This window comes from Pseudomonas carassii, from assembly GCF_036324045.1.
Taxonomy (GTDB): Bacteria; Pseudomonadota; Gammaproteobacteria; order Pseudomonadales; family Pseudomonadaceae; genus Aquipseudomonas; species Aquipseudomonas peradeniyensis.
Window position 1 is genome coordinate 229683 of the sequence record NZ_JAZDCT010000001.1, and the last position, 18406, is coordinate 248088.

The following is an 18406-nucleotide window of genomic DNA, read 5'->3' on the forward strand; positions in this document are numbered from 1 at the left end:
AATCCAACATGGCGGGGACGCCGACTAGACCGGCGCCCCCACCATCTCAAAGTCCCTGCTCGGCGAACGGCACGGCCAGGGCCAGCGCCTGGTCCAGTGCGGCGACGTCGACGCCACCGCCCTGGGCCATGTCAGGACGACCGCCGCCCTTGCCACCGACCGCCGCAGCAGCTTGTTTCATCAGGTCGCCAGCCTTGAGTTGGCTGGAGAGGTCCTTGGTCACGCCAGCCACCAGCACGACCTTGCCCTCATGCTCGCTGCCCAGCAGGATCACTGCGTGGCCGAGCTTGTTCTTCAGTTGATCGACGAGCGCCAGCAGCGCCTTGCCGTCCTGCCCATCCAGGCGGGCGGCGAGAACCTTGGCACCCTTGACCTCAACAGCCGCATTGGAGAGATCATCCCCGGCGGCGCTGGCGGCCTTGGCCTGCAGCTGCTCGAGCTGCTTTTCCAGCTGGCGGTTGCGCTCGAGCACAGCCGACAGCTTGTCGATCAGGTTGTCGCGATTGCCCTTGACCAGCTGCGCGGCTTCCTTGACCTGCTCTTCGGCAGTGTTCAGGTAGGCCAGCGCGGCGGCGCCGGTGATCGCTTCGATACGGCGCACGCCAGAGGCCACGCCGCCTTCGCTGATGATCTTGAACAGACTGATGTCGCCGGTGCGCTTGGCGTGGATGCCACCGCACAGCTCGACGGAGAAGTCACCGCCCATGCTCAGCACGCGCACGGTGTCGCCATACTTCTCACCGAACAGCGCCATTGCACCCTTGGCCTTGGCGGTCTCGATGTCAGTCAGTTCGGTCTGTACCTCGGTGTTGCGGCGCACTTCGCGGTTGACGATGTCTTCCAGGGCCTTGATCTGCTCAGGCTTGACCGCCTCGAAGTGGCTGAAGTCGAAACGCAGGCGCTGGCTGTCGACCAGCGAGCCCTTCTGCTGCACGTGCTCGCCCAGCACCTGACGCAGGGCTTCGTGGAGCAGGTGGGTGGCGGAGTGGTTCAGCGAGGTGGCGTGCTGTACCTCGGCATCGACGCGAGCGTCAACCGTGGCGCCGACGGTCAGCGCGCCGCTGGCGACCACGCCGTGATGCAGGAAGGCACCGCCGGTCTTGGTGGTGTCACGCACGTCGAAGCGCACGGCGCCGGCCTGCAGGTAGCCGGAGTCACCGACCTGGCCACCGGACTCGGCGTAGAACGGGGTGCGATCGAGGACAACAACGCCCTCCTCGCCTTCTGCCAGTTGCTCAACCGACTGGCCGTCCTTGTACAGGGCGATGACCTTGCCCTGGCCTTCGGTGGCGTCATAGCCGAGGAAGTCGGTGGCGGTGTCGACCTTGACCAGGCTGTTGTAGTCCATGCCGAAGGCGCTGGCGGAACGGGCACGCTCGCGCTGGGCTTCCATCTCGCGCTCGAAGCCGGCTTCGTCGATGGTCAGCTCGCGCTCACGGGCGATGTCGGCGGTCAGGTCCATGGGGAAGCCGTAGGTGTCGTACAGCTTGAACACCACGTCGCCCGGCACGACCTGGCCCTGCAGTTGGGCGAGGTCCTGCTCGAGGATGCGCAGGCCCTGCTCGAGGGTCTTGGCGAACTGCTCTTCCTCGGTCTTGAGCACGCGCTCGATGTGCGCCTGCTGGCCCTTGAGCTCAGGGAAGGCTTCGCCCATCTCGGCCACCAGCGCGGCGACGATCTTGTGGAAGAAGCTGCCCTTGGCGCCCAGCTTGTTGCCGTGGCGGCAGGCGCGACGAATGATGCGGCGCAGCACGTAGCCACGGCCTTCGTTGGACGGCAGCACGCCGTCGGCGATCAGGAAGCCGCAGGAACGGATGTGGTCGGCAACCACTTTCAGCGACGGCTGGTCGTCATTGGCGCAACCGATGGCTTGGGCGGCAGCAGCCAGCAGGCTCTGGAACAGGTCGATCTCGTAGTTCGAGTGCACGTGCTGCATCACCGCACTGATGCGCTCCAGGCCCATGCCGGTGTCCACCGACGGCGCCGGCAGCGGGTGCAGGACGCCGTCAGCGGTGCGGTTGAACTGCATGAAGACGTTGTTCCAGATCTCGATGTAGCGGTCGCCGTCTTCTTCCGGCGAGCCGGGTGGGCCGCCCCAGATGTCGGCGCCGTGGTCGTAGAAGATCTCGGTGCACGGGCCGCACGGGCCGGTGTCACCCATGGTCCAGAAGTTGTCGGAGGCGTACGGGGCGCCCTTGTTGTCACCGATGCGCACCATGCGCTCGGCCGGCACGCCGACTTCCTTGGTCCAGATGTCGTAGGCTTCGTCGTCGCTGGCGTAGACGGTGACCCACAGCTTTTCCTTCGGCAGGTTCAGCCACTTGTCCGAAGTCAGGAAGGTCCAGGCGAAGGTGATGGCATCGCGCTTGAAATAGTCGCCGAAGCTGAAGTTGCCCAGCATCTCGAAGAAGGTGTGGTGACGGGCGGTGTAGCCGACGTTTTCCAGGTCGTTGTGCTTGCCGCCGGCGCGTACGCACTTCTGGCTGCTCACCGCGCGGGTGTAGGCGCGCTTTTCCTGGCCGAGGAAGCAGTCCTTGAACTGGTTCATGCCGGCGTTGGTGAACAGCAGGGTCGGGTCATTGCCCGGGATCAGGGAGCTGGAGGCAACGCGAGTATGTCCCTGCTCTTCGAAGAAGCGGAGGAAGGCTTCACGGATTTCTGCGCTTTTCATAGGTTCTTCCACGGAAACGGCGGCCACACGTCGAATCGACGAAACGACGGCAAAGGGCCGCATTATATCGGTCCTGCAGTCTCGGTGCAGTGTGTTTATGCGATAGAAACCGTCGAATGGACGGTTTGTCGGACTACAGCAATTGAAAACGGCATGACCGCGATGCTAAAGCCAGCGTTTCGCTACTGGCAAGCCAATTACGGTCCCGGGGCGGGGAAAATTAACGGGTTGGTGAATTAAAAGAATTTCATCACCGAAGGGATCCAAAACCGGCCAAGCGCGCAGCACTCCTGTAGGAGCGGCCTTGTGCCGCGAAAGGGTCGCAAAGCGGCCCCAGCAATATCTGTTTCGCAGCTGAGATCCCCGAGGCTGCTACGCAGCCCTTTCGCGGCACAAGGCCGCTCCTACAGGGATCGCGGGCTTAAGCCAGCCGCTGGCCCGAGTCAGGCACAATGAGGATGCCGGCGCGCAGCCCGTTCTTCACCTTGGGGTTGGGAAAGATGATCCGCGCGCCCTCCTCCTCCACCACCCAGCGCGTCTCGGCCAGGTCTTCGGCCAGCAGGTAGCCCTTGCTGAGCTCGGAGAAATTCTCGATGTCCGCCGGCAGGTGCAGGTGGAAGCTGTCGCTGTGCTTGATGATCTCGCGGGCGACGCTGAACAGCTTGAGGCCGTCGAGCGAGTCGCCGGTCTCAGGCTCGGTGCCTTCTATGATCTGGATGAGGCGTTCTTCGAGCTTGTCGAGATTGACGCCTTCGTTCTGCCCAAATGGCCGCGCCTTGCCCAGTTCGAGGGTAAATGCCTCGGCATCAAGCTGCTCGTAGGTGAAGGCACTGAAGGTGATCGACGACTTGCTCTGCAGCAGGACCGCCTCCATGCCGGCCGCGGCCAGACGGGCCAGCTCGCGACGGGAATGCTGGCGCCCTTCCTTGTAGGGATACAGCGCGAACTGCTCGATCTTGGAGCCGCGAATGGCGGTATGCAGGTCGTAATGCAGGCGGGTGCGCTCGGGCTTGCTGAAGAACACCCGGGCGAACTGTTCGAGCTCGGCGGCGCGCAGCGCCTCGAAGCCACTGGAGAGTTCGTGGCGGCCATTGAACAGGCGGTTGATGTCCTGCTCGATGAAGCGCTCGCCCTTGCGGATCGCCGCCGGGTTGCCGAACAGGAACAGCACCCGCGCACGCGGCTTGATCTTGCCGTTTGCAACACCGTGCAGCAGCCTTTCAAGCAGCTCGATCGGCGCCGTCTCGTTGCCATGGATACCGGCCGACAACAGCAGGTCGAGCCCGCAATCCTCACCTTCGGGCGGACGCACCTCCAGTGCGCCCTCCCCCAGCCAGCGCAAACGCACGCCCCGGGTGGTCACTTGGGTCTTCTCGGCCGGTTCGTGATCGGTCAGGGTCAGCTCAAGCAGTTTGCCGAGGGCGAGCATAGGCGCTTCCTTAGTGGTGGTGGCCGCAGTCCGGGCCGTGGACGTGGTCGTCGTCACCGGCGACATCGGCCGGTTCCATCTCCAGTTGCAGACTGACCAGGTTGGTGGCCATCGGGCGCAGCAGCAGGTTGGCGTACTCGGTGTCGTCTTCCTCGACATCGACGCCGATCAGCAGCTGGCCGCGGCCGTCCTGCTGGATCCACACTTCCTTGCCTTGCCAGACCACGGCAAAACGGGTGCAGGAGGTTTCCAGCTGGGTGCCGTCTTCATCTTCCAGGATCAGGCGCAGGGCGTCGGACATTGCAATTTCTCTCTATCAAGGTTGGCGTTGGAACGGATACACCGAACCCAGCTTGAGGATCTGGGTCAGCTCATCCAGGGCCGTGCGGCATTCCACCAGCAGCTGCGGGTCGGCCAGGTCCGCTTCGCCGAGGCGATCGCGGTAGTGCTTGTCGACCCACTGCACCAGGGTGTCGTACAGCGAGGCGGTCATGATAACGCCTGGATTGACCGCCGCCAGTTCGTTTTCCTTCAAGGCCACGCGCAGACGCAGGCAAGCCGGGCCGCCACCGTTCTGCATGCTCTGCTTGAGGTCGAACACCTTGACCTCCTTGACCGGGCCGCCCTGGCCGGTCAGCTGGTTCAGGTAGGCCCAGACGCGCTCGTTGTGGCGGCACTCCTCCGGTACCACCAGCAGCATCGAACCGTCCTCGCGGCTGAGCAGTTGGCTGTTGAACAGGTAGGAACGCACCGCGTCCTCCACCGTCACCGCCGCACGCGGCACGCAGATACCCTGGAAGTTGCCACCCTTGCTGGCCAGTTTAGCCTGCAGCTGGCCGAGCACCGTGTCGGTCTCGAGGAACGCGTCCTCGTGGTAGAACAGCACCTCGCCGTTACCCACCGAGATCACGTCGTTGTGGAACACGCCCTGGTCGATCACCGCCGGATTCTGTTGAGCGTAGACCACGCCATCATCGCTCAGCCCGTGCAGGCGAGCGACGGCCTGGGAGGCTTCCAGGGTCTGGCGCGCCGGATACTTCTGCGGCGCGGGATAGCGGCTGTCGAAGGCGCTGCGGCCATAGACGAAGAACTCGACGCCGGCCTCGCCATAGGCGCGGCAGAAGCGGGTGTGGTTGGCCGCGCCCTCGTCACCGAACTGGGCAACCGCCGGCAGCGCCTCATGGTGGGCGAAGACCTTGTCATCGCTGAACATGGCGCCCAGCACGCGGCTGGTGGTCGGGTGCTCGATGCTGCGGTGGTACTTGCAGTTGAGGTTGGCGGCGGTGAAGTGCACGCGGCCATCGGCAGTGTCAGCGCTGGGGCTGACGGTGGCGGCGTTGGCCACCCACATGCTGGAAGCCGAGCAGCTGGCGACCAGCAGCGGCATGGCTTCCTTCGCGGCGCGCTGGATCACTTCGCCGTCGCTGCCGGTGAAGCCCAGGCGGCGCAAGGCCGCCACGTCCGGGCGCTCCTGCGGGGCCAGCACGCCCTGTTTGAAGCCCATCTCCGTCAACGCCTTCATCTTCGCCAGGCCCTGACGCGCCGCCTCGCGCGGGTTGGAACCCTGCTGGCTGTTGCTCTGCGAGGCCACGTTGCCGTAGGACAAGCCGCCGTAGTTGTGGGTCGGCCCCACCAGGCCATCAAAATTCACTTCAAAGGATTTCATCGGCAAGGCTCCGAGACCTGTTGTTATAGGGTGACGCCCGGCGTCAGGGTCGCCGGCAGTGCAAGGCTCGCGGTCTCCAGCGAAGCCACGGGGTAGGCGCAGTAGTCCGCCGCATAGTAGGCGCTGGCGCGGTGGTTGCCGCTGGCGCCGACGCCACCGAACGGCGCGCTGCTGGCGGCACCGGTCAGCTGCTTGTTCCAGTTGACGATGCCGGCGCGGCTGCGCAGCCAGAAATGCTGGTAGCGGGCGTTGGAGTCCGACAGCAGGCCGGCGGCCAGGCCGTACTGGGTGTTGTTGGCCTCCTCGATCGCCGCGTCGAAGTCGGCGTAGCGGATCACCTGCAGCAGCGGGCCGAAGAACTCTTCGTCCGGGCGCTCGGCCACGGCGCTGACATCGATGATGCCCGGCGTGAGCAAGGCAGCGTCGGCCTGCGGCTGGGTCATCTCCAGCAGCGCCACGGCGCCCTTGCCGAGCAGTTCGTCCTGGGCAGCCAGCAGCGCGCGGGCCGCCTGCAGCGAAATCACCGAGCCCATGAACGGCGCGGGTTGCTGATCGAAAGCACCGACACTGATGCCGCGGCTCACCTCGACCAGGCGCTGGATCAGCGCGTCACCCCAGGCCCCCTGCGGCACCAGCAAGCGGCGGGCGCAGGTGCAGCGCTGGCCGGCGGAAATGAAAGCCGACTGGATGATGGTGTACACCGCGGCGTCCAGGTCCTTGACCTCGTCAACCACGAGCGGGTTGTTGCCGCCCATCTCCAGGGCGAGGATCTTGTCCGGGCGGCCGGCGAACTGCTGGTGCAGCAGGTTGCCGGTGCGGCTGGAACCGGTGAAGAACAAACCGTCGATACCCGGGTTGGCAGCCAGTGCCACGCCGGTTTCGCGAGCGCCCTGGACCAGGTTGAGCACGCCGGCCGGCAAGCCGGCCTCGATCCAGCACTGCACCGTCAGCTCGGCGACCTTGGGGGTCAGCTCGCTGGGCTTGAACACCACGCAGTTGCCGGCCAGCAGCGCCGGAACGATGTGGCCGTTAGGCAGGTGGCCAGGGAAGTTGTACGGGCCGAATACCGCCACCACGCCATGGGGCTTGTGGCGCAGCACGGCGGTGGCGTCGGCCAGCGGGCCGCTCTTTTCGCCGGTACGCTCGCGGTAGCTCTGCACCGAGATGGCGACCTTGTTGACCATGCTGGTCACTTCGGTGGCCGACTCCCACAGGGGCTTGCCGGTTTCTTCGCCGATGCAGCGCGACAGCGCCTCGGCATTGGCCTTGAGCTTGTCGGCGAAGGCCTCCAGCACGCTGATACGCGCTTCCAGGCTCAGCGATGCCCAGGCCGGGAACGCCTGGCGGGCGGCCTGCACGGCGGCTTCGACCTGGGCGGCGTCAGCGCCCTGCCCCTGCCAGATCACCGCCTGGGTGACGGGATTGAGCGACTGCAGGGCTTCACCCTGGCCGGCCAGCCAGTGGCCGGCGATGTAATGCGTGTTCATTTACTGGGCCTCCCGACCGGCGGACAGCGGCACGGCGCGGACATTGTCGCCAGCGCCCAGGCGCAGGCGCTTGGCGGTCTGCGGATCGACCACCAGGGTGCCTGCCGCCAGGCGCGCCGGTGCGGCGGTGATGCGGCAGTCTTCGCGCTTGCGGTTGTGAATGATGTAAGGGGTGGCGTCGTCACCCGGAGTGCCGACGGCCAGTACCAGGGTCTCGCTGTCACGCACCGCGCGGATCTTCGAGGTCTCGCACTCGATGGCGGGACCGGCGTCGAAGATGTCGACGTAGCCCTGGTAGTTGAAGCCTTCGCGTTTGAGCATGGCCAGCGCCGGCTCCGTGTCGGTGTGCACGCGGCCGATGACATTGCGCGCCGCTTCCGAGAGGAAGCAGGTGTACAGCGGGAACTTGGGCATCAGCTCGGCGATGAACGACTTGTTGCCCACGCCGGTGAGGTAGTCGGCCTGGCTGAACTCCATCTTGAAGAAGTGCCGGCCCAGGCTCTCCCAGAAGGGCGAACGGCCTGCCTCGTCGGACATGCCGCGCATCTCGGCGATGATCTTGTTGCCGAACAGCTGCGGGAACTCGGCAATGAACAGCATCCGCGCCTTGGACAGCAGTCGGCCATTGAGGCCGCTGCGGTAGTCGCTGCGCAGGAACAGCGAGCACAGCTCAGAGTTGCCGGTCAGGTCGTTGGCCAGGAACAGCGTGGGGATCTCGCGGTAGATGTTCAGCTCCTGCGAGGCGCTGACGGTCAGGCCGACCCGGTAGTTGTACCAGGGCTCGCGCAGGCCGACGGCACCGGCAATGGCGCTGATGCCGACCACCAGGCCTTCGTCGTTCTCCAGCACGAACAGGTAGTCGGTGTCGCCGCGCTCGGCTTCGCCGCGAAAGCTCTTCTCGGCCCAGCCGACGCGCTGGCCGAGGCGCTCCTCGTTGGCGGGCAGCGTGGTCAGCCCGGTGGTGCCGGTGCTGCGGGCCAATTCGATCAGCGCGGGTAAATCGCTGCTGCGTACAGGACGAACGATCATGCTATCTCCTTGTGCGGCGGTCTGTGCCTGCCGCGAAACTCTCTGTTCCGGCGGTTCAGACCGCGACCAGGCGCACGCTGGCGCCTTCGCCGACACCCAGGGCCTCGGCGGCTTCGCCGCTCAGGCTGACCGGCTTGCCCGGCACCCAGTCCAGCTCCAGCAGCACGGCGCGGTAATCCTGCAACTGGCCGTTGCACACCAGGTACGGACGGCCGCCCTTGACCGGCGTCTCGTCAAGCTTGACCGGCACCACCCGGCTCTGGGCGATGGAGCGGATGCCCGAGGCACGGGCATGCAAAGTTGGGCCGCCGTCGAAGATGTCGATGTAGTGCTCGGTCTCGAAGCCTTCGCGCATGAGGATGTCGAAGGTGATCTGCGCCCGCGGGTGCACCTGGCCCATGGCCTCCTGCGCCTCGTCGGCCAACAGCGGCACGTAGATCGGGTAGTGCGGCATCAGTTCGGCGAGGAAGGTGCGGCTCTTCAGGCCGCACAGGCGTTCGGCGTCGGCGTAGTTGAGGTCGAAGAAGTTGCGGCCGATGGCGTCCCAGAACGGCGACTCGCCCTGCTCGTCGCTGTAGCCGACGATCTCGGTCACCACCGAGTCGGCGAAGCGCTCGGGGTGCGCGGCCATGAACAGCAGGCGCCCGCGCGAGTTGAGCTCGGCGAAGGCGCTGCTCACCAGTTCCGGCACCACGTAGAAGCTGGTCAGCAGGCTGTTGCCGGTAAGGTCGTGGCACAGCGACAGGACGTGGATCTTGTTGTGGATCTTCAGCTCGCGGGAGGCGTGCACGAAGGTCTCGTTGCGAAAGCTGTAGAACGGCTCGGAGTAGCCGGCCGAGGCGACGATGGCCGAGCAGCCGACCAGCTTGCCGGTGGTGCTGTCCTCGAGCACAAAGAAGTAGCTCTCCTCGCCATTGAAGCTGACCTCGGCGGCGAAGGAGGTTTCCGAGGCGGCGATCTTGTCGCCCAGGCGGCCGGCGTCATCCGGCAGCGAGGTGACACCAATGGGGCTGTCGGCAGCCATGCGCTGCACTTCGTTCAGATCAGCCATTTGCGCGGGGCGCATCACCAGCATGGTGTCACTCCTTTCGGGAAAGCGGGCCGATCACATCGGCACGTAAAAACGGCGGGCACGCGCCACCACCTGCAAGCAGGTGCCCGCACTGGAATTCGGGTACCGCCGGCCCCTTTTCGGGGCCGGCGAAGGGCGATCAGCCCTTGGTCAGGTTTGCCACGGCGCGTTCGAAACGATCCAGGCCTTCGTCGATGTCGGCATCCTCGACCACCAGGCTCGGGGCGAAGCGCACCACGTCGGGACCTGCCTGCAGGACCATCACGCCTTCTTTCTCGGCGGCATTGAGGATGTCCTTGGCCTTGCCTTTCCAGGCCTCGCTCAGCACGCAGCCGATCAGCAGGCCGACGCCGCGCACCTGGGTGAACAGGCCGGTTTCCTGGCCGATCTTCTCCAGGCGGCTCTTGAAACGCTCATGCTTGGCCTTGATGCCAGCCAGGGTTTCAGGTGTGTTGATCACGTCCAGCACGGCGCAGGCCACGGCGCAGCCCAACGGGTTGCCACCGTAGGTGGTGCCGTGGGTACCGACAGCCAGGTGCTTGGCAATGTCGCTGGTGGTCAGCATGGCGCCGATCGGGAAGCCGCCGCCCAGGCTCTTGGCGCTGGTCAGGATGTCCGGGGTCACGCCGTAGTGCTGGTAGGCGTACAACGAGCCGGTACGGCCGACGCCGGTCTGCACTTCGTCGAAGATCAGCAGGGCGTTGTGCTCGTCGCACAGTTTGCGCGCGCCTTCCAGATAGGCCTTGTCGGCCGGGACCACGCCGCTCTCGCCCTGGATCGGCTCGATGACCACGGCGCAGGTCTTGTCGGAAATCTGCGCCTTCAGTGCTTCCAGGTCGTTGTACGGCACATGGCTGATGCCGGTGATCTTCGGCCCGAAGCCGTCGGAGTACTTGGGCTGGCCACCGACACTGACGGTGAACAGGGTGCGACCGTGGAAGCTGTTCACGGTGGCGATGATCTCGTGCTTCTCCGGACCGAAGCGGTCGTGGGCGACGCGACGGGCCAGCTTGAAGGCGGCCTCGTTGGACTCGGCGCCGGAGTTGCAGAAGAACGCGCGCTCGGCGAAGGTCGCGTCCACCAGCTTGTGCGCCAGGCGCAGGGCCGGCTCGTTGGTGAACACGTTGGAGACGTGCCAGAGGGTGTTGGCCTGCTCGGTGAGCGCCTTGACCAGCGCCGGGTGGCAGTGGCCCAGGGCGTTCACGGCGATGCCGCCGGCGAAGTCGATCAGCTCGCGACCGGTCTGGTCCCAGACTCGGGAACCCTCGCCTCGTACAGGAATGAAGGCCGCCGGGGAGTAGTTGGGAACCATGACCTGGTCGAAATCGGCACGTTGCACCGGGGCTTGCTCAACGGACATCTGAGTCTCCTGAAGAGGAACGCTGGCCTGGAAGTGGCGAGCGATGAGGGGATTGTAAGGACTGATCGGCGCCTGTCCTTGCTGCCAGGCGACAACTTGTTACAGCGCCAAACCGTGTTTTCACGCGGTTTTCGGCAATGCGACAAACAGTGTCGCAATCGCGCAGTGTAACGGCAGAGCAAGACTGGGTGAACGGTTGTTCATTGTAGGAGCGGCCTTGTGCCGCGAAAGGGCTGCAGAGCAGCCCCGGCAGTTTCAGCAGCACCGCCGAAATCGCGGGGCCGCTTTGCGACCCTTTCGCGGCACAAGGCCGCTCCTACAAAGGATCAGTGTACGCCGTCAGCCCCGCTCGGCCGGCGCCGAACTCAGCTCGAACGGGCTGCTGCTGCGCCGCTGGTTACGATCTTCACGCGGCGTGGCGCCAAAGAAGTTGCGGTACGCACTGGAGAAATGCGGCCCCGAGGAGAATCCGCAGGACAGTCCAATCTGGATGATCGACTTGCTGGTCTGCATCAGCATCTGCCGTGCCTTGTTCAGGCGCAGCTCCAGGTAATACTGGCTGGGCACCCGATTGAGGTACTGCTTGAAGATTCGCTCCAGCTGGCGACGGGACACGCACACATGCTGAGCGATCTCGTCGGTGGTCAGCGGCTCCTCGATATTGGCCTCCATCAGCAGCACCGCCTGGGTGAGCTTGGGGTGGCTGGAGCCCAGGCGATTCTGCAGCGGAATGCGCTGGCGCTCGCCCCCTTCACGGATACGCTCGACCACCAGTTCTTCCGACACCGCGCCCGCCAGCTCCGCGCCATGATCGCGCGCCAGCACCGCCAGCAGCAGGTCGGTCACCGCCATGCCGCCGCAGGCGGTCAGGCGATCACGGTCCCAGTCGAACAGGTGGCTGGTGGCGATCACCTTGGGGTGGCGCTCGGCGAAATCGTCCTGCCAACGCCAGTGCACCGCGGCGCGGTAGCCATCGAGCAGGCCCAGCGCCGCCAACGGGTACACACCGGCGGACAGGCCACCGATCATGCAGCCGCTGCGCGCCAGCTGCTTGAGCGCGGCGGACAGCGACGATCCGATCGCCGCCGGCGGCTCGTCGGCCAGCAGGAACAGCTTGTGGCAACCCTCCAGACGACCGTTCCAGGCCTCGCCCGGCAGGCGCCAGGCGCCCTCCTGAACGGCTTCGGCCTGCAGGTAGGCCAGCTCGTAGACCACGTCCGGATGCACCCGCTGGGCCACCTGCAGCACCTCTTCAGCCAACGCCAGGGTCAGCGGCTTGGTGCTTGGCCAGATGAGAAATCCGATTCGCTGGGTGGTCATAGGGCGTGGTCCGAAACCTGGGAGGAAGGGTTCGCGCTTGTGGCGCCAGGGCATGCCGCGCGGATGGCGCAGCATGCCCCATTATGGTGCAAATGTGCAGCGATTACTTCAGGCTGCCGGAAAGGAACTGCTTGAGGCGCTCGGACTGCGGATTGACCAGCACCTCGCGCGGGCAGCCGCGCTCCTCCACCAACCCCTTGTGCAGGAACACCAGCTGGTTGGACACTTCGCGGGCAAAGCCCATCTCGTGGGTGACCACGACCATGGTGCGACCTTCCTGGGCCAGCGACTGCATGACCTTGAGCACATCACCCACCAGCTCCGGATCCAGCGCCGAGGTCGGCTCGTCGAACAGCATCACCTCCGGCTCCATGGCCAGGGCGCGGGCAATGGCCACGCGCTGCTGCTCGCCGCCGGACATGTGGCCGGGGAAGGCATCCTTGCGGTGGGAGACACCGACCTTGGCCAGGTAGTGCTCGGCCTTCTCCAGCGCTTCCTTCTTGTTCACGCCCAGCACGTGCACCGGCGCCTCGATGACGTTCTCAAGCGCGGTCATGTGCGACCACAGGTTGAAATGCTGGAACACCATCGACAGCCGCGAGCGCATACGCTGCAGCTGTTTCGGGTCGGCAGCCTTGAGCGCGCCGTCCTTGCCGGCCACCAGCTTGAGCTCTTCGTTGTTGAGCAGGATCTTGCCCGCGTGCGGCTGCTCCAGCAGGTTGATGCAGCGCAGGAAGGTCGATTTGCCCGAGCCGCTGGAGCCGATGATGCTGATCACGTCGCCTGCCTTGGCTTCGAGGGAGACGCCCTTGAGCACCTCATGGCTGCCGTAGCGCTTGTGCAGGTCTTGGATTTGGAGTTTGTACATGCTGTCGGATCTCACAGAGCGGTCAGTGCTTGCGCGGCGCCAGGTAGCCGAGCCAGCGGCGTTCGGCCATCTTGAACAGGCGCACGAGGATGAAGGTCAGGCACAGGTAGAACACGCCCGCCGTGATGTAGGCCTCGAAAGGCAGGTAGTACTGGGCGTTGACCGTGCGCGCGGCACCGGTGATGTCGATCAGGGTGACGATCGACGCCAGGCTGGTGGTCTGCAGCATCATGATCACTTCATTGCTGTACTGCGGCAGCGCCCGGCGCAGGGCCGACGGCAAGAGGATGCGGCGGTACATCTTCATGCGCGACATGCCGATGGCCTTGGCCGCCTCGATCTCGCCGTGAGGCGTGGCCTTGAGGCTGCCGGCGATGATCTCGGCGGTGTAGGCGCTGGTGTTGATGGCAAAAGCCAGGCAGGCGCAGAAGGTCGCGCTGGACAGCCACGGCCACAGGAAGCTCTCGCGCACCGCCTCGAACTGGGCCAGGCCGTAGTAGATCAGGAACAGCTGCACCAGCATCGGCGTGCCGCGGATCACGTAGGTGTACAGCCAGGCGCTCATGTTCACCAGCGGCTGCTTGGAGACCCGCATCAGGCCCAGCGGAACAGCCGCCAGCAGGCCGAACAGCAGCGACAGCGCCAGCAGCTTGAGGGTGGTCAGCAGGCCGCCCAGATAAAGCGGCATAGCCTCCCAGATGACGTTGTAGTCGAAGATCATAGTTCAGCCGCCTTGACGCCCACCGAGTAGCGCTTCTCGAGATACTTCAGCGCCAGCAGCGAGACACTGGTCAGCACCAGGTACAACGCCGCCACCGCGAGGAAGAAGGTGAAGGGTTCGCGGGTGGCGTCGGCCGCCTGCTTGGCCTTGAACATCATGTCCTGCAGGCCGACCACCGAAATCAGCGCGGTCGCCTTGGTCAGCACCAGCCAGTTGTTGGTGAAGCCCGGGATCGCCAGGCGGATCATCTGCGGCACCATGATCCGGAAGAATACCTGGACACCACTCATGCCATAGGCCGCGCCCGCCTCGGCCTGCCCCTTGGGAATGCCCAGGAAAGCGCCGCGGAAGGTTTCCGAGAGGTAGGCACCGAAGATGAAGCCCAGGGTGCCGATGCCGGCGACCAGCGGGTTCAGGTCGATGTAGTCGTCATAGCCGAGCAGCGGCGCCACCCGGTTGATGATGTCCTGGCCGCCGTAGAAGATCAGCAGGATCAGGACCAGGTCAGGGATGCCACGGATCACCGTGGAATACAGGTCCCCCAGCCAGGCCAGCCAGCGCACCGGCGACAAGCGCAGCGCCACGCCGATCAGGCCGAGGACGATGGCCAGGGCCATCGACGACAGGGCGAGCTGCAGCGTCAGCCACGCTCCGTCGAGGATGACTGCCCCATAGCCTTTCAACATGATTCGAATTCCTCAGGGCTTGGGAATGAAAAATGGTGCAAACCTCAGAGATTCTGCTGTTTGCACCATTGCACAGGTGAAACTCGATGGCTTACTTCGAGTCTGGACCGTAGATATCGAAGTTGAAGTACTTCTTCTCGATCTCTTTGTATTTGCCGTTGGCACGGATCGCGTCGATGGCCGCGTTGATGCGGTCGGCGTTGGCCTTGTCACCCTTGCGCAGGGCGATACCGATACCGTCACCGAAGTACTTGGAATCGGTGAACGCCGGGCCTACGAAGGCAAAGCCCTTGCCGGCGTCGGTTTTCAGGAAACCGTCTTCGAGCAGGGTGGCGTCGGCCACGGTACCGTCCAGGCGACCGGCGGCGACGTCCAGGTAGATTTCGTTCTGGGTGCCGTAAGGCACGACGGTGGCGCCTTGCGAGGCCAGGACTTCCTTGGCGAAGCGATCATGGATCGAGCCGCGCTGCACGCCGATCTTCTTGCCCTTGAGCTCAACCAGGCTGTCACTGACGGTGGTGCCTTCCTTCATGACCAGGCGCGCCGGGGTCAGGTAGTAGCGCTTGGTGAAGTCGACCGACTTCTTGCGATCGTCGGTGATCGACATGGACGACAGGATGGCGTCGATCTTGCGCACTTTCAGCGCCGGGATCAGGCCGTCGAACTCCTGCTCGATCCAGGTGCACTTGGCTTTCATCTCTTCGCACAGGGCGTTGCCGATGTCGTAGTCGAAGCCGGCGAGGCTGCCATCAGGCTGCTTGAAGGCGAAGGGTGGGTAGGCGGCCTCGATACCGATCTTCAACGGCTTCTCATCGGCCTGCGATACCAGGGAAAACACGGAAAGCGCCAGGGCGCCAAGCAGTGCGAGCTTCTTCATCAGGTAACTCCATCGGTACGGGGCAATACAAGGCAGTTGTAACGGCTGCCCGATATGCGAATGGGTACAGCGCGAGCCGCGCAGGTTTCGACCAAGGTCGCAGACCACGAGCGAGTGAGTGGCATTCTAGCGACAGCCCGGTGGTCGATATTTCTTCAAAGCGACAACTAATTACAGAAGCGCCAGGAACCGCGGCGGGCGATATTGACAGCTCCTGCGAGATATGCAAGAGCAAAAGAGAAATAACCTATACCCAAAGCAATAAGCGGGCCCATTATTGGCAAAGCCTTGTATTCCGGCAAGCGCAGCGTGCGACCCCGCACAAAATGCCCACAGGAATGCACTCAAATGGCACATGAATGTTTCCACAAGCCCCGCATTTGGGCGAAATCGGTGACAGCCAGGGTTACCGATGAATGTCGGAGTAACAGTCTGTATCAGTAAAGCAAAAACCCCGCCGGGTGTGGGCGGGGCTTTTACTGATGGCCTCATCGCGGGGCAAGCCCGCTCCCACGACCTTCAGGAGTTGGCTTGCCGCGACACGTCGACTCAGGCGGTGGCCAGGCTCATCGCCTTGTGGGTGTCGATCAGGTGCTGCACCACCCCCGGATCGGCCAGGGTGGAGATATCACCCAGCGCGTCGTACTCGCCGGTGGCGATCTTGCGCAGGATGCGGCGCATGATCTTGCCCGAGCGGGTCTTCGGCAGCCCCGGCGCCCACTGGATGACATCCGGCGAAGCGATCGGGCCGATTTCCTTGCGCACCCAGTTCTTCAGTTCCAGACGCAGCTGCTCGTTCGACTCCTCACCGGCATTGAGGGTGACATAGACGTAGATACCCTGCCCCTTGATGTCGTGCGGCACGCCCACCACCGCCGCCTCGGCGACCTTCGGATGCGCCACCATCGCACTCTCGATCTCGGCAGTGCCCATGCGGTGCCCGGAAACGTTGAGCACATCATCGACGCGACCGGTGATCCAGTAGTAGCCGTCTTCGTCGCGGCGGGCACCGTCACCGGTGAAGTACATGCCGCGGAAGGTCTTGAAGTAGGTGTCGACGAAACGGTCGTGGTCGCCGTACAGCGAACGCGACTGGCCCGGCCAGGAGTCGAGGATCACCAGGTTGCCCTCGGCGGCGCCTTCGATCAGGTTGCCCAGGTTGTCCACCAGCGCAGGTACCACGCCGAAGAACGGACGGGTCGCCGAGCCCGGCTTCAGCGCGGTGGCGCCTGGAAGCGGGCTGATCAGCACACCACCGGTCTCGGTCTGCCACCAGGTATCGACGATCGGGCAACGCTCCTTGCCGACGGTCTTGTAGTACCAGTTCCAGGCTTCGGGGTTGATCGGCTCGCCCACCGAGCCCAGCAGGCGCAGGCTGGAGCCATCGGCACCGGCCACCGCCGCCTCGCCTTCGGCCATCATGGCGCGAATGGCGGTTGGCGCGGTGTAGAGGATATTGACCTTGTGCTTGTCGACGATCTTCGACACCCGGGTGATGTCCGGGTAGTTCGGCACGCCTTCGAACAGCAGCGTGGTGGCGCCGTTGGCCAGCGGGCCGTAGACGATGTAGCTGTGGCCGGTGACCCAGCCCACGTCGGCGGTGCACCAGTAGACCTCGCCCGGACGGTAGTCGAACACGCGCTCGTGGGTCAGCGCGGCATACACCAGGTAACCGCCAGTGGTGTGCAGCACGCCCTTGGGCTTACCGGTGGAGCCGGAGGTATAGAGGATGAACAGCGCCTCCTCGGCGCCCATCTCTTTCGGCGCGCAGTGGCTGGAGGCGACCTTCATCAGGTCTTCGTACCAGATGTCGCGATGCTGGTGCCAGGCGATGTCGCCACCGGTGCGCCTGCACACGATGATCTTCTGCACGCTGTTGGTTTCAGGGTTGGTCAGCGCCAGGTCGACGTTGGCCTTGAGCGGGGTGCGACGACCACCGCGCAGGCCTTCGTCAGCGGTGATCACCACTTTCGACTTGCAGTCGATGATGCGTCCGGCCAGCGCTTCCGGCGAGAAGCCGCCGAACACCACCGAGTGGATCGCGCCGATGCGGGCGCAGGCCAGCATGGCGACCACGGCCTCGGGGATCATCGGCATGTAGATGGTCACCACGTCGCCACGGTGCACGTCCTGGCCACGCAGGGCGTTGGCGAACTTGCAGACCTGCTCGTGGAGCTCGCGGTAGGTGATGTTGCGGTGTTCGGAAGGGTCGTCGCCTTCCCAGATGATCGCCAGTTGGTCGCCGCGCTCGGCAAGATGGCGGTCCAGGCAGTTGTAGGAAACGTTCAGAGTGCCGTCGGCGAACCACTTGATGTCGACGTGGTGGTCGTCGAACGAGGTCTGCTTGACCTTGGTGAAAGGCTTGATCCAGTCCAGACGCTGGGCCTGCTCGCGCCAGAAGCCGTCCGGGTTGATCACCGATTGCTGGTACATGGCCTTGTAGGTGGCCTCGTCGGTCAGGGTACTGGCCGCAACCTCGGGACGAACGGGATACAGTGGAGCCGCACTCATCTGTGTTACCTCGGTGTAATAGTTGTTTTTGTATGGAACCGTTTGTAACTGTACCAGAGCGGCCAAGACCATTCGACGTTGGTAGTAACGCGACGGGCCGTCGACTCACCGATCAGGCGCGACCGCTCTAGAACATGGCATGCAGCCATCGCCGAGAGAAAAAGACAGGGTTTCGACGGGGATTGTTACAGATTCTGTCAAAAGACTTTATCAAAACCCCCTCTGTTTCAGCCGTGGGCGCCTCCCTAAAATTCATCTCGCCAGCAACGGCAACGCGATTAACTTGGTAACAGCCCCCACGAAGGCAGCGTTAATCCGTACCTCATCCCGATAGTTGAAACTTGCTGTACTCGCGGCGCCATAAGCGCCGCGTGCCCCCTCACGACCTTAGACAGGTAACTTGAAAATGAAAGCTTTACTGGTATTGGTACTTGGCGGTTTTTGCGGCGCGGCATTGGCCGGCGAAGCAAAAGATGTCGAGCAGATTCCGGTTGAACAGTACAGTTATTCGCAGCACTTGGACATCGCCCGCGTCATTTCCATGAGCGAAGTGCCGAACGTCTGCGAAGTGGTGCCAGCCCGCATGACCTACGAGGACTCCCAGGGCCAGAAGCACATTCTCGAATACCGCGTGATGGGGAACGGTTGTTCCAACGGCTGAGACGACCGCGCAAACCTCAAGCCTTGCGCGATCCCTGTAGGAGCGGCC

General features: G+C 64.2%; 15 protein-coding genes. 1 reads left to right on the plus strand and 14 read right to left on the minus strand.

Going from position 1 to position 18406, the window contains the following annotated elements:
* Positions 1-46: 46 nt before the first annotated feature.
* From alaS to acs, 14 genes are all read right to left on the minus strand, one after another.
* Complete coding sequence (alaS, locus tag V0R62_RS01050) at positions 47-2671, minus strand: alanine--tRNA ligase (RefSeq protein WP_050706729.1); 2625 nt, start codon at positions 2669-2671, stop codon at positions 47-49.
* Positions 2672-3092: 421 nt separating this feature from the next.
* Complete coding sequence (gene astE, locus V0R62_RS01055; RefSeq protein ID WP_330102364.1) at positions 3093-4100, minus strand: succinylglutamate desuccinylase; 1008 nt, start codon at positions 4098-4100, stop codon at positions 3093-3095.
* Positions 4101-4110: 10 nt separating this feature from the next.
* Positions 4111-4401 carry a hypothetical protein gene (locus tag V0R62_RS01060; protein ID WP_011534960.1) on the minus strand — a complete coding sequence of 97 codons (291 nt, stop codon included), beginning with the start codon at positions 4399-4401 and terminating at the stop codon, positions 4111-4113.
* Between the two features lie 15 nt (positions 4402-4416).
* A complete protein-coding gene (astB, locus tag V0R62_RS01065) occupies positions 4417-5766 on the minus strand; it encodes an N-succinylarginine dihydrolase (protein WP_186714500.1) in 1350 nt (449 codons plus the stop codon).
* A gap of 23 nt (positions 5767-5789) precedes the next feature.
* Positions 5790-7253: a succinylglutamate-semialdehyde dehydrogenase gene (gene astD, locus V0R62_RS01070; RefSeq protein WP_330102365.1), complete on the minus strand. Its 1464-nt coding sequence runs from the start codon at positions 7251-7253 to the stop codon at positions 5790-5792.
* Positions 7254-8282: an arginine N-succinyltransferase gene (astA, locus tag V0R62_RS01075; RefSeq protein WP_050706733.1), complete on the minus strand. Its 1029-nt coding sequence runs from the start codon at positions 8280-8282 to the stop codon at positions 7254-7256.
* A gap of 55 nt (positions 8283-8337) precedes the next feature.
* Entirely contained in the window at positions 8338-9357 is a 1020-nt protein-coding gene (gene aruF / locus V0R62_RS01080) for an arginine/ornithine succinyltransferase subunit alpha (RefSeq protein WP_330102366.1), read from the minus strand.
* A gap of 136 nt (positions 9358-9493) precedes the next feature.
* Entirely contained in the window at positions 9494-10714 is a 1221-nt protein-coding gene (locus V0R62_RS01085) for an aspartate aminotransferase family protein (protein ID WP_330102367.1), read from the minus strand.
* A gap of 339 nt (positions 10715-11053) precedes the next feature.
* Entirely contained in the window at positions 11054-12034 is a 981-nt protein-coding gene (gene argR / locus V0R62_RS01090) for a transcriptional regulator ArgR (RefSeq protein WP_186714503.1), read from the minus strand.
* A gap of 103 nt (positions 12035-12137) precedes the next feature.
* On the minus strand, positions 12138-12902 hold the full coding sequence (locus tag V0R62_RS01095; protein ID WP_023630946.1) for an ABC transporter ATP-binding protein: 765 nt from the start codon (positions 12900-12902) through the stop codon (positions 12138-12140).
* A 22-nt stretch (positions 12903-12924) separates the two neighbouring features.
* Positions 12925-13623: an ABC transporter permease gene (locus tag V0R62_RS01100; protein ID WP_050706737.1), complete on the minus strand. Its 699-nt coding sequence runs from the start codon at positions 13621-13623 to the stop codon at positions 12925-12927.
* Positions 13620-14309: an ABC transporter permease gene (locus tag V0R62_RS01105; RefSeq protein ID WP_028691070.1), complete on the minus strand. Its 690-nt coding sequence runs from the start codon at positions 14307-14309 to the stop codon at positions 13620-13622. Before V0R62_RS01105 ends, V0R62_RS01100 begins: the two co-directional genes overlap by 4 nt.
* A 91-nt stretch (positions 14310-14400) precedes the next feature.
* Positions 14401-15186, minus strand: a complete 786-nt coding sequence (locus tag V0R62_RS01110) for an ABC transporter substrate-binding protein (protein ID WP_330102368.1) — start codon at positions 15184-15186, stop codon at positions 14401-14403.
* Between the two features lie 549 nt (positions 15187-15735).
* Complete coding sequence (gene acs, locus V0R62_RS01115) at positions 15736-17697, minus strand: acetate--CoA ligase (RefSeq protein ID WP_330102369.1); 1962 nt, start codon at positions 17695-17697, stop codon at positions 15736-15738.
* Positions 17698-18103: 406 nt separating this feature from the next.
* Between acs and V0R62_RS01120 the strand changes: the two genes are divergently transcribed.
* Positions 18104-18358, plus strand: a complete 255-nt coding sequence (locus V0R62_RS01120) for a DUF2790 domain-containing protein (RefSeq protein WP_023630669.1) — start codon at positions 18104-18106, stop codon at positions 18356-18358.
* Positions 18359-18406: the final 48 nt, after the last annotated feature.